The sequence below is a fragment of the Streptomyces sp. NPDC055025 genome, assembly GCF_053608565.1.
The window spans coordinates 1-14,227 of record NZ_JBSGVS010000070.1 but is presented as its reverse complement, the minus strand read 5'-3'; the positions used below and the strand labels follow the sequence as shown (position 1 = coordinate 14,227).

Here is a 14,227-nt window from a genome sequence, read left to right as displayed (position 1 = left end):
CCTCTCGGGTACGACGAAGCCCCAGGGATGTCATCCCTGGGGCTGATTCCTGCGCAACGATAAAGGGCCCCGCAGTGGGGCCCTTTCAGTCTTCCGTCTCCGCCTCGGCCGCTTTCTCTTCTGCTTTGGGCGCCTTCGGTACGCGAATTAGATCGGTGTCCGTCTCTTCGCGCGGCACGAGGAAAAAGCCAGCCTCGGTGTCGGGGTCGTAGTAGACGACGCGGTTCTTCTCTTCCAGCGCCGCCTTCCATTTGTCGAGGCGTTCTCGCTGGTCAGGCTTGAGCGTGTGCCCGGCTCGGGTCCGCGCTTCGTAGCGCAGCATGGTCAGTGGGTACTTCCAACGGTGCTTAGCGTCGACAGCCCACGGAATCAGGTCGGTGTCCCTGGTGATCTGCCGATCGAGACCCTGGCGGTGCCGGAAGGTTGCCCACATTGAGGTGGTCGTCTCAATGCCGTACTTCTCAAGGTACTTCTCGACGATCCAGGAGTAGGACTTACCTTCCTCGATCCAGCGGACGGCTTCGCCCGTGTTCTGTACCTTGGACCTGGCCGGCATGTCGTCCTTCCCTTGATGGCGTCGTCAAGCAGCGTGAATGGGATGGTCCGATCACGCTGGCTCTACTGTGCCATGTAAGAGTTGAGCCCGTCAAGCAGAGACCAGTGAGCAGGTGTAAGGGTTGTGCTCGTCGAAGTGAAAGTTCGGGTGTGCGATACGTGCAAGCGTGTCGGGGTACCGACCAAGCAGTACTCGATTTCGGCCGATGATGGCCGCGCAGGTGAAACGGACCGGTGCGCTGACCACGCCGAGGCGTTCGAGGGTGTTCTCATCGACCTCCCGCCACAGGACACCCCCGCTCCGCCTGCCCCCACAGCCAAAGCTCCGGCGAAGAGGGCCCCAGCGAAGAAGACCACCGCCAAGAAGGCCCCGGCGAAGAAGTCCGCCACTGCTCGCGGCCACAGCAAGACGCCGGAGATGACGGTCGACGAGATCAACGCGGCCAAGGCAGCCGGCAAGCTGTAACGACGAGAGGCCCCCGCCAGCCAGGTAGGCCAGCGGGGGCTTCGGGTTACTCGACGTCCACGGAGTCGTCCGGGGCGATCGCGCCGATCGCGGTGAGGAACTGCACGACAACGGCCACCTCGGGTCGGTCTGTGAAGACGACAGCCGTGATGCTGACGAGGACGCCCAGCGCGGCTATGACGGCCCCCGCACGGGTGCGGTAGCGCACCGGGAGAGCATTCACGATGCCCGCGATCGGGCCGCGGATCTTGTTCACTTGCGGCCTGCTTCCTTCTGGAGCTCCTTGAAGCCGCTCTTCCCGATCACCGGGTCGTACGACTTCCCCTTGCTCCGGTACTGGGGGTTCTTGCTGTGGAAGCGGCCCACGGCCTTCTGGGTCTCAGGCCCGTAGAGATCGGTGATCGAGCCGGGGATAGGGCCGTAGCCAGCCTTGATCAGTAGCTGCTGAAGCTCCTTCACCTGCTTGTGGCGCGCGCCCGGCTTCACGCCTGAGGCCAGGGCGACGATGCTCGAAGTCGGCTTGGCGACGATGCTCGAAGTCGGCTTGGAGGGAGTCGGTGGCTTTGGCGGCGTGACGCCCTTGGCGTACGCGAGCACCTTGTCGATCGGGAAGTTCCCCGGATCGCCATGGGAGTTCTCCGGTATGTGCTGGTGACCCAACCAGCCGTAGTACCCCTGCCATGCCTTCGCGCTAAGGCGCTGGCCTCCCGACGAGCCAGACGACTTCGGATAGGGCAGGAAGTTCACGGTGGACTTGAGCGGAATACCATGCTCCTTGTTGAGCCAGGCGAACAGCTCGGCCAGCCCTCGAAGCGCCCAATCCGGCGCCGCAGGCCAGTAAATGTACGAGTACCCGGCCTTCGTCCACTTGGCGTGCGTGGCCGGGTCACATGTGCCGGTCAACTCGATCTGGAAGGCGTTGAGTGTGTTCGTCTCAGTGCCGCCCTTCGCGTTGACCAAGGCGCGGGCGCTCTTGTCGATCGGGAAGTGCTGGCGGTAGAGCAGCTTCTTCGCCTTGAAGTCGGGCTTTGCGGTGATGGTCGGGGCCGAGGCGCCGCCGTCGTACGAAGGCCAACCGGTCCCCTCGGTGGTGTGGATGACGCCGACATTGGCATCCATCGTTGAGCCGGGGTACTTGGTCTGGAACCACTGGGTCTTCGCGTCGGCCTTGGGATAGGTCTGGGGTCGTGCCACTGAGTGAGTTGCTCCTTTTGGGACATGAGAACGGGCCCCACCTCTTCGAGACAGGGCCCTGCTGGGTTGGTCAGTTGGCGGGGTTGTGCGCTATGTGTTCATCGAGTCGTTCGGCGACGGCGAGGCGTTCGGCGCGCTCGTGCGCCAGCTCGGTGCGCAGGGCGGTGATGTTGCGGCTGTGCTCGACTTGGCCATCAAGGACACGGCCGAGGTTCGCGAGCACGCGGTCCAGGTCGTCGCGAAGATTCGTCTCGTGCGTGTTGACTACCTGTTCGCGGGCTTCCTGTGCGTGCTCGGCGACCTCGGCGATGGTGCTGCCCTGTCGGCGCAGCAGCTCGACCAGGACGCCGAAGCCGGCGGCGACGATCATTCCGCCTGCCGAGACCGCGGCGACCTGAACGGAGGGGTCGAGACTCACTGCCTTAGCTCCTCGACGAGAGCCTCCAAGCGTTCGATCCGCTTCGCCTGGTCTTGGACAACAGGCAGGAGAGCCACTCCGAGAAGGTCGTAGCGAAGGGCGTCGATCACGCCGTTTTCGTCTCGGGTGACGATCTCCGGGAGGTGTTCGGCGACTTCCTCGGCGATCAGGCCGAACTCGTCCCGCAGATAATCATCCGAACCACTTTCCTTCGGGCGCCGGTCGTAGATCCGAGGCCGGAGGGCAAGGACGGCCTCGGGGGCGACGCCGTGGTCCCGGACGTTCTGCTTGAACCTAAGCGAGCTGGTGTTCCGGGCAAAGGTCCCATCACCCTGCACCCACACCGCGTAGTACGTGCCCGAGCCGCTCACACTGTCGTTGTGAACTCTCTTGGTGCCGTTGGCCCACGAGATGGTGTCGCCTGCTTCCAGATACGAACCGTGGGAGTGCGAGCTCGGCGCGAAGGTTGAGGGACGGCTCGTAATGGACGACCACGCATGCGAGTGGGTGACAGGTGGGAAGGTCGCAGGCTTCCCGGAGACCGCTCCCCAATCGTGCGTATGGCTCGATGGCGGGAAGGTCGTCGGCTTGTCGGTGACGGCTGCCCATCCGTGCGTGTGCGCCGCTGGGGCGAAGGCTGTCGGACGACCGGCGATGTTCGACCACGTAACAGTGGGGGCGAGATCAGCCCAGGCCGCCCCGTCCCAGTACTCCCACGCCTTAGTGGTGCGGTTGAGTCCGAGCTGACCGGTCCGAGGGAGGGAAGGACGCGTGTTCGTCGTCCAGGTGCCGACTCGGGAGCCCGAGTAGCGCCGCTCCTCAGTCACCGCGTCGGCTGGGATGTTCGTTGCCCCCGCAGCCACGGTCACCAGACCGAGGGAGAGTTCGAAGATGTCGGTGTCCGTCTGCGTGACGTCTACTGCCTCGCCGCCGGTCGGCCCCTTCAGAACGGCAAGACCGATGCTGTTCGCCGTGGGATCGAGACGGAGCACCACGCGGTCCTTGCGCTCCGAGCTGCCGGCGGCCGTGATGTCCAGCGGCTCGACGGCTGCGGAGAAGAAGGCGTGGCCACGCAGGATCGCGAAGCCCGGTTGCACGAAGACCTTCATGCCGGACCCGTCCGCGAAGACTTTCAGGTCTGTGCCATCTGCCGACCCGACGACTCCTGAGTCCTGGAACTCGCGGAATAGGCGGCTGTACTGAGATTCGGTCGCGGCCTGCCCGTCAAAGGGGTACGAGCTTTTCGCCACTAAGCGGTTCCTTCCTGTGGCAACGGAAAGGCCCCGACGTTCGCGGGGGCTCATGGTGGGGGAGAGATAGGGGACTCAGGCGAGGCCAACCCAGAATCGGTTAGGGCCGCCTTCGAACGTGGCGAAGTTGAGCGTGCTCGGGAAGCTCGACACAGAGCTGACGACGCCGAAGCGGTGGATGTTGTTCAGCCCGAACCGGCCGGGCGGGGCGGTCGCGGCCGAGTCGGCGACGAGCAGCGCAGGGCCGTCAATCGGGCTCGCGGTGTATTTGAACCACCAGGCCACGTAGTAGATGCCCGAGGGAAGTGACACGCTCGCAGTGAGCGGTGCGGCGACGGTGGCGCCTCCGACGTTGTGGACGCCAGGGAGCTTGGTTTCCCCAGTCATGTCGCCGACCTGAGCAACGCGTGTGCCGGCCGAGTTGAAGATGCCTGCGTTGCTGCCCGCCAGAAGGCCACCCGCGTACCCGAAGACGTGCCAGACGATCTTCGACACGGTGGTGGCGGCATGGATCGGTACGGCTGTGACGCGGAGCGATCCGGACGAGGGGTACTTGTAGTCGGACATTCCCAAGCCGGGGTCGAACGCCCAGGACTTGAGGCCCAGATCGCCCGGGAGGAACACCTCGGGTAGCTGGGTGGGAGGGACCTTGCCCGCCCCGTCGAGCGAGGCCACGCCGTTCGCAGTGCCCCTCGCGGTTGTGGCGATGGCTCCTACTTGCGCGGCGGTGTGCGTGTGGACGGCAGGTGCGGCGCCGACGTCGGCCGCGACAAGTGTGATGCTCGGTGCGCTGAACCCGTTGACGGCCTGGACAACACCGGGTTCGCCTTTGGGCCCTTGCGGCCCGGGAGCCCCGCTCGACCCCCCTCCCTCGGCAGTCCTCTCCAGTGCGGACACGCGCCGTTCAGTGCTCTGTGGACGTTGTCCGGAAGTCGGGTTCGGGTCGAAGGTGCTCGGGTCACCAAGCAGGGCCCCGGCCCGGAAGCCGCTGTCATTGGCCTTGATGACCAACCCAGTGACGGGCGCGGTCAGCTCCTCGCCTCCTGCGATCACGGTGACACGGTCGCCGAGGCCCCAGTCGACGCCGAACTCGGTCGTGGAGTCCTCGACAGGTACGGCCTGCACAGCGGTTGCCGTGAAGCCTTCGTCCGCCAACACCTCGGTGCCGGCCTGGGCGAGCTCGTCGAGGTTGTCGGTGTTCCGCTGGTCGACGAAGCGTTCAATACGGCGGCCCCAGTCGTTCTCGGCGCCGACCGAGACCGCGTTGTCGACAGGGACGAATGTCCGGTCCACCTGTTCGCCCTGGCCCGCGACGATCACTCGGGTTGCTCCGGGCGTCGAGACCGCGACGCGTTGGCCGGCGAGGCTGCCGGCCAGGACGTCGAGCCGTACCTCCTTCGTCCGGTCGGTCACCTGGTACGTCTCGAAGGCGAGATGGGCGCCGCGCTGGACGATGCGGAACCCGAGGTCCCCGACGACCGCGATGGCGGTCAGCAGTTCCCCCAGGGCGGGGAAGCGGGCGGACTTGGAGATGACCGGACCGCGCCCCTGGTCCATGCCCATGGTCAGTCCGGCCTTGCGTCGCGCGGCGGGCGCCAGGGGACCGCAGTTCGCCGCGACGTATGCGTGCATCAAAGTCTCGGCCGGTCCGGTGCGCTTGTCATGCCCGGCCGTCTGGGTGGTCACGTCGGGGTTGGAGGGCTGGGGCCAGGCGAGCATGTCGGCGAGGATCACCGAGTCGGACACCCCGTCGAAGACGATGCTTCCGCGCCGGTCCTCCGGAGTGGCCGCGTACTGGGAGGAGACGACCGGCCCGGACATCAGGACGTCCTCAGGGCCCGTGACAATCAGCCCGGACCCCGGTGTGCGGAGCACGTCCGCGAGCGGGTGCTCCGAGGCCATTGTCAGTTTCCACGCACCGACGTTGTTGAAGGTGTCCGCGACCTCGAATGCCAGGTCTTCGGGCCGGATGAGGCCGAGGCGAGTCAGAGTCTTGTCTCTGACCTCGACCGTGAGGTCCGCGAGTTTCAGTTCAGATCACCAACCATCGCCGCGGCCTCCAAGAGCACACGATCCTCGAAGCCGCCGTGGTGTCGAGGAGTTGCACGCTGGCGGTCGACACCCCGGGCGGCACGGTCCAGAAGCGAGGCGCCGACGCGAGATCGGAGTACCGGTTCAGGCCCTGGCCGTCCGTGACCGTTCCGGCGCGCGTGTCGACCGTGAGCCGCTCTGCCGAGGAGAGAGCTCCAGCCCAGCGCAGGAAATCGCCGGTCGGTGCTGTCAGGGTGAGGTCCCGACCCGGACCGAAGATCTCCCACACCGGGTAGGCGTCAGCGTCTCCGGTGTTGTCGAGCTGCATCTCCCCAATTGCCTGCGAGGCGGCGAGGGGAAGAGAGGCCATCGCCGACAGGAAGGGCATGCCAGGGTCGCCGCCGACTGTCTGGCGGGAGACCTTCTCGGCCGTAAAGAAGGGGTCAGGTGCCCGCCAGGTGATCACCGTGTCAAGCTCATGGCTGCCATCGAGTTCTATGTCTCCACCACCTGTGCGGATCACCGATGTGGACCAGCGGGTGCCCTCGTCGTCCACTACGACGAGGGCGCACGGGCTGGCGACAGCCCGCGCCAGCCGGGACACGAGTGAGGCAAGGTGTCGTCTGTCGCGACCCACGACGTTCAACGGCATGTCGAGGGTCCGGGACAGGGCCCGTTGGCCCCGGTAGCGCGCGCCGTCCCCAGCCCCCTCCAACCACTGGACCGCGACGGGCGGCAGGCCGAGACCGGTGAGTCCGGCGGTGGCTTGGTAGCCGACACCGGTTTGGGCCACCTCATTGAGGTCGAGCTGATCGCCCGGGGTTTGCAGCAGGAGCGCAGTCACTCACCACCCCATTCGTGCTCGGTTGGCGGCGGCGAAGAGATCCTCTTCGCCGCTGAGACTGGCGCCGGGCGCCGCGTAGTAGTTGAGGACCCGCGTCGTGCCGCACCCTTCGGAGCGGGCGTTCAGCGCACTGGACAGGGCCGTATTGATGGCGTGCGAAGCACCGGTCTGCCTCACGCCTGGCAAGGCGAACGAGGTGTCCGCCACCTCGTCGGTCAGTCCGCGGAGCGACTTGCGAACGGCGTCGTACCGGGATTCGAGGCCCTTGATGAACCCGTCAACGACGAGCTGGCCGGCGCCCACCAGGAGCACACGGTCAAGGGACTCGGGGCCCTTCCAGTCGGTCAGCTTCGAGGTCAGCGACCCGAGCTTGTCCTTCACCGCACTGAACATCGAGGTGATGCCGTCGATGAGCCCCTGGATCAGGGCCTTTCCCGCGCTGACGAGCGTGGAGCCGAGGCTCGTGAGAGCGGACCTCGCCTCGCCTGGCAGTTCCTTGACGAACTTGATCGCGTTGGTGACGCCGGTGGATATGACCCGTCCGAGGGCGGACATCGCCGAACCGGCAGCCGACTTGATTGCTTCCCAGCCCGCCGAAAAGAGCTGACGGAGGCCGGACATCATCGAACTGCCCAGGCTCGACAGGGTGGACCCGAAGCCGGTGAACGCCGTCTTGATGGCGTCCCAGATGACGACACCCGCCATGCGGATGCCGCCCCAGGCCGCATCCCACAAGGCGCGGATTGCCTTGAGAGCCTTGCCCGCCAAGCCGAGAATTCCGAGGTTCAGGAAGACTTCCAGCGCACCGAGGATTGCGTCCCAGATGCCCTTGAGCATCCCGAGGATGCCGTCCCACAGATCCTCGAAGCCCTGCTTGAAGGTGTCCCAGTTGCCGGTGAAGATGCCCTCGAAGAGACCCCAGAAGATCTCGAAAACGCCCTTGACCGTGTTCCAGACGCCCTTGAAAAACTCGACGAATCCTTCGAGGACCAGGGCGACACCGTTGATACAGGCGACAAGGGCGCCGCCCAAGACCTGGATGACGAACTGGATCACCGGTACCAGGACCGGCATCAGGAAGTCGACGACCGCGAGCAGTGCCTCAAGTAGCGGCTGCACGGCTTCGGCGACACGCTGAAATGCGTCCGCGAGCGGAGGCAGGATCGCCGAGACGATGCTCTGAAGCATCGGGATCAGCGGGGTGATGACGGCCGAGACGATCTCGATCAGGATCGAGACCACCGGCGTCAGCGCGGCGAGGACCTGGGCGATGAACCCAGCGATCACGGGCAGGATCGGCCCGAGTCCGGAGATGAGCTGTGTGACCAGCGGAGCCACTGCCGTGACGATCTGCTGGAACAACTGGGCAACGACGGGCAGTACCGCTTGGAGCAGGCCAAACGCCGCAGCCAGCATTGCGCCGACGACCGGGACCAGTTGGGCGACGATCGGGGCAAGCGCCTGTACGGCCGTGGTGAGTGCACCGCCGAGGAGCTGAACGATTGGGACGATCGAAGGGGCCAGTGCCGCGAACGCCTGGGCGAGCGGTACGAGCGCGGCGGCGGCGAGCGGGCCGAGCATCGCGGCGAACGCGCCGACGAGAGTCATCAGCGCACCGAGCGCCTGGCCGAGTGGGGCCATCGCGGGGGCGAGTCCGGTCACCGCGGCCTGAATGCCGTCAAATAGGGCGTGTACGCCGCCCATGACGCCTGGCTGGTTGAGCCCATTCGCGACGGCCGACAAAGCTGTGCCGATGATCTGCCCGACTTGCGGCAGAATCGTTTCTGCAAGCTGGGCGAGCTGCGAGAGCAACTCCTTGACCGCCGGGCCCGACTGGGTGGCGATGGCGTTCATCGCCGCGTGGGCACCCCTGAAGACGCCGATCAAGCCCGCCTGGAAGCCCGCGCTGTCCACGGTGCTGTGGATGCGCTCCAGCGTGTCGGCCATCATGCCGAGCGAAGAGCCACCCGCAGCCTCGGCCGCCCGCGCGATGCCGGCCAGGATGCCGCCAACATTCAGCAGAACCGAGCCGAGATCTTTGAGGGCCTGAATGCCCTCGTCGATCCAGCCCTTGAGGTTGCCGTTCCCCTCGGACTTCGTAAGAAAGTCGGAGAACCGCGTGCTGATGTCGACGAACCACTGAGCCAGGGCAGGCAGGTAGGACGTGCCGACTTGCCCGAGGACAGCGATGCTGTTCGCGAAGGCGCCTGTGCCTGTGGCCGCGACCGTGATCGACGCGGACAGGTCGGTGAACATCTGGGTCAGGGCCGGGTTGAGCGCGCCCTTTAGCGATGCGGCGAAGTCGGCGAAGAATCCGCCGAGCTGTGTGCCGGTTTGGGCGACTCCGGCCGTGAATTCCGGGAGGAGTTCATCGGCCATCGTGCGGATCGGCTCCGCGGCCTTGGCCCAGAAGTTCTTGCTGATCGTGTCTTGAAGACCCGACAGGGCCGCCTTGACCTCGGGCAGGATGGTGTTGAAGTCGCGGAAGGCGGCGATGGTGACGCCCAGGCCGACCGCGATGCCGCCGAGGAGGCCGGGCAACAGGAGTGTGGTTGAGCCGATCGAGGCCAGGGACGCGGACAGCGCGGCCAGGTTCGAGGCGGCGGAGAGTCCCCATCCGGCGAGGCCGGCAATTGCGAGCGCGAGTGACCCGATGATCGGGACGCTCTTGTCGAGGTTTCGGAGGGTGTTACCGAGCTTCTCGAACATCGAGTTCAGCACCCGGGCGCCGGACAGCGCGGCCAGGGCCGTTGCCACCCGAAGAACGGCAGTGTTGTCCAGCTCGGGGACGATCGGCACCGTACGCGGACGGGTGAGGATCTGAAGCCGCGCGGATATGGCGGCGCCGGTCCCGTTGGCAATGTCGAGCTTGACCGGCACCGTCAGCGGGGAGATGCCGTCGAGCCAGTCCTTGATCTTCTGCTTGGCCCGGTCGGCGGAACGCTGGTCGAGTTCCAGCTCGATTTTGCCATGGGCCTTGAGGTCATCGACTTTGAAGGCGACCTTCTGGCTGTTCGCCCGGCTCTGGAGTTCACGAGCCGCTTGGCGTACGGCCGTTGCCATGCCGTCGGTGGCGATCCTCGTGTAGAAGCGGATCTTCCGGGAGTCGACCTTGTTGTCCCGATTGATGTCCCGGACGGCTTCGAGGACGCCCTTCCGCGCGCCGGTCGTGTCGATCTTCGTGCTGATCGTGACCGTGAGCTGCTGCTCGATACGGCGGAGTTGAGTCTTCGCCTCTTCCTTGAAGTCGGACGTGTCGGGCAGGACGCGCACGGAAATGCGCCCGATCACCTGGCCCGCAGGCATGGGCTACCTCCCCGCGAACCGCTTGTAGATCTCGGCCACCGACATGGGGTGGCGCTTGCCGGCGGTGTTCGCCGTGGACTTCTTGGGGCGCGGGTATGCCGGGATCTTCGGGGCCTTGCCTTTGCCCCACTGGCCCGTGGCCCGCGTGTTGGCATTGATGGCGTCGTAGAGGTCAGCCGTGAGGTGGCGGTCCTGACCCCAGCCGAAGAACTCCCTGCCGCCCGACGCCAGGGCGACGGTCAGGGACGTATCGGGGAGCCTCCGCACCAGCGCGAGGACCAGAGAGGGCGAGGGCCCCCGGCCAGCGATCACTTCGGTCAGGTCGACACCGAAGTGGTGCAGCAGATCGGGGTAGAGACCCTCTCCGTACTGGTCGATCAGGCGGCAGAGGCCGAGGCTTCCCCCACCTGGGTGCCCTTGCCGTACCGGTCGAAGATCTCCGCCAGGACGGCAAGGTCACCGCCGACCGCGCTGAGCAACTTGTCAGCGGCCTTGCCGGAGTCGGCGACGAGGCGGATCGCCTGGGACATAAGCGCTTCCTGATCGGCGTCCTCGGCGCTGAGCTTGTCTTGAAGGCCGGCCAGGTCGTCGCGCTTCTGCTTCGGCAGTCGCAACGGGTTGAGCAGTCGCACCGTGCCGGTGCCGAGCTCGATGTCCGTACTGCCGTAGCGGGCCTCGGCTGCGGCGCGAATCTCGTCGAGAGAGTAAGAAGCCATGGGTGTGGGACCTCCGAGGGAGTGAAGAGGAACGGAGAAGCGGACCAGGGAGGTCAAGTCGCGGGGCCGGTCACCCAGGCGGAGCCGGACCAGGCCGCCTTCGAGGAGTCACCGAGGACGACATACTGTCCCGTCGTCCATGCGGTCGACGGGGTGGCGATCACCGCCGCCAGTTCGGCCAGATTCGCTGGGGCGACCGCGCCGGCCGGGGTGAAGGACCCGGGAATGCCTGCGGTCGCGCCGGTCGCGACAGTGCCGCCCAGCGGGGTGACCGCGTAGGTCCACGAGTTGGACCCGAACGTCATCGGCTTGACGCCGAGGGGCAAGCCTGCGAGGGATTCCGTGTCGCCGATCGCCATGTCGTCGTTGCGGTAGATCTCCGCCTTCGGTACGTAGAACGCGAAATGATTCTCGCCATCGACGAAAATCGCCATGAAGGCGGCCTGCGTGGGCTGCGGGTTGGCTGGGACACCCACGCTGCCGTCCGGCAGGATCGGCGCGTTCGCGCCGAAGTAGAGACGCAGTGCCGCAGCGTCGAGCTGTTGCAGCGTGAACGTCATTGTTTCGGTTCTCGCGCTGTATTTCGTGCGGAGAGACTTGTTCTGGAGCGTGCCGATCGTGGTTGCCTCACCGCCTTCGGAGGTGATTCCGAAGACGTCTTCAAGGCTGGTGTGGCCGACGTTCTGCCAAGGCGACACCGGGACCAGAAGGTCATCCGGCATCGCGGTGCCGGTCGGGGCCGTAAGGTAGTTACCGGAGCCGACGACTAGTGTCGCAGCGTCATTTATGGGCAAAGAGGGGAGTCCTTACTCGCGCACGCCAAAGACCCCGGCCGCTGGAAAGCTGACCGAGGTCTTGTGCGGGATGGTTACTGAGGGAGGGGATAGGGGCGCGTGCGCGGCTTCCTGATCTGGATGTCGTAAATCGACTCGTACCTCCACACGCCCGTGGGGAGATTCGCGTATTGCACCGGCCCCGTCGCAGTGGCCCAGTCCGAGGCGCGTCGCGGCGAACTGTTCATGTCCACGCGGGTGATGTGACCTCGCCCGGGTACGACGACGTTGTTCAGCCAGGCGTCCCGCAGGACGACGCGTACAGCCTCGGAGAGGATCGCCGCGTCCTCGTCTCCGTCGGGGTCCTGCGCGAAACAGTTGATGACCACCCGGGCTGCGTCGGTGAAACGGGTATCTCCACTCCACGCGCCGAATGAGGGATCGCGGCGGATAAGGACCAGCGGGAACACTTCGTGCTGGTCGACGAGAGACTTCACGCGGATACCTGGCAATCTGTCCCGCAGGATGGAGAGCAACAGGTCTTCGACTGGGCTGAGTTCGGCGAGTGCCTTGATGTGATCAGGAACGCCGGCCACTAGTCGAGCTTCACCTTGCCCTTGCGCTTCTTCGGAAGACCGGAGGCCGTCGCCAGCACGTATAGGCCGTCCATCCCCGGGACTTCGACCTCGAATTCATTGCCGAACTTGTCTTTTCGAGTCACCGTGTAAGCCGCGCGGCCGTACTCGATGCTGAGGGCGGCCTTCTGGCCGCGCTCGTCGCTCAGAACGACGTACTTGTCCACGTCGCCCTCTTCGACCTCGATCGACGAGTCACCATCGGCGCGGTGCTGAACGAGAATCTCCTCGGCCCTGACAGCGATCTCGAACACGACTCGTTCGAGCTCGTCTTGGACGTCCTGATGCCGGGACAGAATGCGAGGGGTCTTCGCGTACATGAAAACCATCAGGGCCGCTCCCGGATATCGATTGACCAATGCCGGGTGAGGCGGTGGCCATGGTGATACGCGGGCGGGGAAACCACATCCCACTGACGGCCCGCGTACTCGACCAGGGACCAGAGGGACACGCCTTCGAGGTGAGCGCTCACGATCATCCGGGTCACGTTGATCTGCTGCTGACCGGGCACCTCCGCCCGCGCGCTCCGCTGAGGAATGAAAGCCGCGGTGACCTCGATCGCCCCTTCCGGGTCCGCGGCGATCACCGTGTTGCCTCGGTTGTCGACGACCTCGGCCGTCGTCCAGACGCGGGCCTTCTGGCCGCGCCTTCGCTGGACGCTCACCAGGGACTCACCTCGTCCGAGAACATCGGGAACGAGTCGCCCCCGTAGTCCACGGGCACACGTCCGGCATTCCTGGGCCGGAGCTTGGTGCCCCACGAGCTGACGACGACGCTCGCGAGTCCGGGCTTCTGCCCGGCGATTCCCTCAAGGAGCCGGATCTCCTCGCGGGTGAAGTACACGGTCCCCGCGTCCCGTCCATGCGCGTCAGACCAGCCGAGCGTTTCGTCCCCGGCGCGCGACTGGGTGTATCCGGCAGGGTTGCGCATGTACCGAGTTGCGGCCTTCAGCACGAGTGTCCGTACCAATCGGGGTACGGTGTTTACTGGCCACTCCCGGCCGTAAGTGATCGCCAGCTCAGTCGCATCTTCCAGGGCGCTGGCGCCGATTCGCAGCTCGTCGGCGTCAAGTTCCCAATCAAGGCGGTCGAGCAAGTCCTTGAGGTTAGCGTAGGTCAAGTCATCCCTTGTCTCGGATGTGGAACAATGCAGACGACGTGCTGTGTAGCGTGTGCAGAATTGAACCTGGAGGCTAAATGAGCAGCACAGGAAGCCCTGGTTCTGGAGAGGTTGGCGGCAATGCCCCTCAGGTCCCTTGGTGGAAGAGACCGGCCTTGGTTACGGCTTATGGTGTTGTCGCGGCTGCTGTGATCGGCGGCTGGTTGACGCAGGGTGGGATCGAAGTATTTTCCGCTGCGTTCGGCGGCGAAGAACCGAACAAGCCGGTACTCACTGTCGGGGCGAATGATGCCGTCTTTTGTTCCACCTGGCTTTTAAGCAAAGAGCCGAATTTTTTCGCGCAGAAACTTAGATCCGATCTGCGAGGCGTGGACCCTTTCGGGGATCAAATGGATAGTGTTCTGGAAAAGTCGAAAAATTCGACAGGCTCTCAGGTTCCCACTGGAAATAGAGTCGATGTCACAATTGAGGGAAAGAAAGAACAGGTTGTGATACTGGAGGGCCTAAAGCCGAATATCGTAAAGAAGTCCACTCTGGGTGATCTGGCGACGGTGGGGGATCAGTGTGGTGGAGGGTTTCCTGCGAGATTCTTCAAGACGGATCTGGATGCGCCGCGTCCAAAATTTGAAATCGCCGATGTTGACGATGAAGGAAATCTCATATCGAAGCCAATAGATTTCCCGTATCGAGTCTCTTCTTCCGAGCCTGAGAAGTTTGTCTTGATGGGGCAGACGGAAGGCGTAGTTGAGTGGACTGCGACGCTCTATTGGGTCGCGGATGGCAAAGCCGGAAATGTTGAGATTGATGACGATGGGAAGCCGTTTGTCTCTTTTCCCGAGACTGTAGTGAAGTACTTTTTCAACACCCGTACTAAAAATCTGGACATCAACCCGTGACGGGGTCAGCCCACTGGGCTGACC

The 14,227-nt window shown here is 64.9% G+C and carries 17 protein-coding genes; 2 read left to right on the top strand and 15 right to left on the bottom strand.

The annotated features are described in order from the left end of the window. Nucleotides 1-85: 85 nt before the first annotated feature. Nucleotides 86-556: a hypothetical protein gene (locus ACWGDX_RS32610; RefSeq protein WP_453631446.1), complete on the bottom strand. Its 471-nt coding sequence runs from the start codon at nt 554-556 to the stop codon at nt 86-88. Nucleotides 557-679: 123 nt separating this feature from the next. Between ACWGDX_RS32610 and ACWGDX_RS32605 the strand changes: the two genes are divergently transcribed. Continuing rightward, a complete protein-coding gene (locus ACWGDX_RS32605) occupies nt 680-1,021 on the top strand; it encodes a hypothetical protein (protein WP_453631444.1) in 342 nt (113 codons plus the stop codon). 46 nt (nt 1,022-1,067) lie between these two features. On the opposite strand, the gene ACWGDX_RS32600 is transcribed toward ACWGDX_RS32605, so the two are convergent. From ACWGDX_RS32600 to ACWGDX_RS32535, 14 genes are all read right to left on the bottom strand, one after another. Continuing rightward, nucleotides 1,068-1,277, bottom strand: coding sequence for a DUF7439 family protein (locus tag ACWGDX_RS32600; protein WP_453631442.1), 210 nt, complete (start codon nt 1,275-1,277; stop codon nt 1,068-1,070). After that, nucleotides 1,274-2,215, bottom strand: coding sequence for a peptidoglycan-binding domain-containing protein (locus ACWGDX_RS32595; RefSeq protein WP_453631440.1), 942 nt, complete (start codon nt 2,213-2,215; stop codon nt 1,274-1,276). The genes ACWGDX_RS32600 and ACWGDX_RS32595 overlap by 4 nt, the downstream gene beginning before the upstream one ends. A 70-nt stretch (nt 2,216-2,285) precedes the next feature. Beyond that, a complete protein-coding gene (locus ACWGDX_RS32590) occupies nt 2,286-2,633 on the bottom strand; it encodes a DUF2746 domain-containing protein (RefSeq protein ID WP_453631438.1) in 348 nt (115 codons plus the stop codon). Then, nucleotides 2,630-3,883, bottom strand: a complete 1,254-nt coding sequence (locus ACWGDX_RS32585) for a tail fiber domain-containing protein (protein ID WP_453631436.1) — start codon at nt 3,881-3,883, stop codon at nt 2,630-2,632. Before ACWGDX_RS32585 ends, ACWGDX_RS32590 begins: the two co-directional genes overlap by 4 nt. Nucleotides 3,884-3,958: 75 nt before the next feature. Continuing rightward, the gene (locus ACWGDX_RS32580; protein WP_453631509.1) at nt 3,959-5,914 is read right to left on the bottom strand and encodes a siphovirus ReqiPepy6 Gp37-like family protein; all 1,956 of its coding nucleotides are present in this window, start codon (nt 5,912-5,914) and stop codon (nt 3,959-3,961) included. A 1-nt stretch (nt 5,915) separates the two neighbouring features. Then, nucleotides 5,916-6,758: a phage tail family protein gene (locus ACWGDX_RS32575; RefSeq protein ID WP_453631434.1), complete on the bottom strand. Its 843-nt coding sequence runs from the start codon at nt 6,756-6,758 to the stop codon at nt 5,916-5,918. Beyond that, a complete protein-coding gene (locus tag ACWGDX_RS32570; protein ID WP_453631432.1) occupies nt 6,759-10,064 on the bottom strand; it encodes a phage tail protein in 3,306 nt (1,101 codons plus the stop codon). Nucleotides 10,065-10,067: 3 nt separating this feature from the next. Next, nucleotides 10,068-10,376 carry a hypothetical protein gene (locus ACWGDX_RS32565; protein WP_453631431.1) on the bottom strand — a complete coding sequence of 103 codons (309 nt, stop codon included), beginning with the start codon at nt 10,374-10,376 and terminating at the stop codon, nt 10,068-10,070. Nucleotides 10,377-10,441: 65 nt separating this feature from the next. Continuing rightward, nucleotides 10,442-10,780 (bottom strand): phage tail assembly protein, encoded by a 339-nt coding sequence (locus ACWGDX_RS32560; RefSeq protein ID WP_453631429.1) that lies wholly within the window; start codon nt 10,778-10,780, stop codon nt 10,442-10,444. A gap of 53 nt (nt 10,781-10,833) precedes the next feature. Beyond that, entirely contained in the window at nt 10,834-11,574 is a 741-nt protein-coding gene (locus ACWGDX_RS32555; RefSeq protein ID WP_453631427.1) for a phage tail tube protein, read from the bottom strand. A 74-nt stretch (nt 11,575-11,648) separates the two neighbouring features. After that, the gene (locus tag ACWGDX_RS32550; protein ID WP_453631425.1) at nt 11,649-12,149 is read right to left on the bottom strand and encodes a hypothetical protein; all 501 of its coding nucleotides are present in this window, start codon (nt 12,147-12,149) and stop codon (nt 11,649-11,651) included. Then, entirely contained in the window at nt 12,149-12,508 is a 360-nt protein-coding gene (locus tag ACWGDX_RS32545) for a DUF5403 family protein (RefSeq protein ID WP_453631423.1), read from the bottom strand. The genes ACWGDX_RS32550 and ACWGDX_RS32545 overlap by 1 nt, the downstream gene beginning before the upstream one ends. Nucleotides 12,509-12,516: 8 nt before the next feature. Continuing rightward, the gene (locus ACWGDX_RS32540) at nt 12,517-12,852 is read right to left on the bottom strand and encodes a phage head-tail adapter protein (protein ID WP_453631422.1); all 336 of its coding nucleotides are present in this window, start codon (nt 12,850-12,852) and stop codon (nt 12,517-12,519) included. Beyond that, nucleotides 12,849-13,118, bottom strand: coding sequence for a hypothetical protein (locus ACWGDX_RS32535; RefSeq protein WP_453631420.1), 270 nt, complete (start codon nt 13,116-13,118; stop codon nt 12,849-12,851). Before ACWGDX_RS32535 ends, ACWGDX_RS32540 begins: the two co-directional genes overlap by 4 nt. A gap of 266 nt (nt 13,119-13,384) precedes the next feature. On the opposite strand from ACWGDX_RS32535, the gene ACWGDX_RS32530 reads away from it, so the two are divergent. Then, a complete protein-coding gene (locus ACWGDX_RS32530; protein ID WP_453631418.1) occupies nt 13,385-14,203 on the top strand; it encodes a hypothetical protein in 819 nt (272 codons plus the stop codon). Nucleotides 14,204-14,227: the final 24 nt, after the last annotated feature.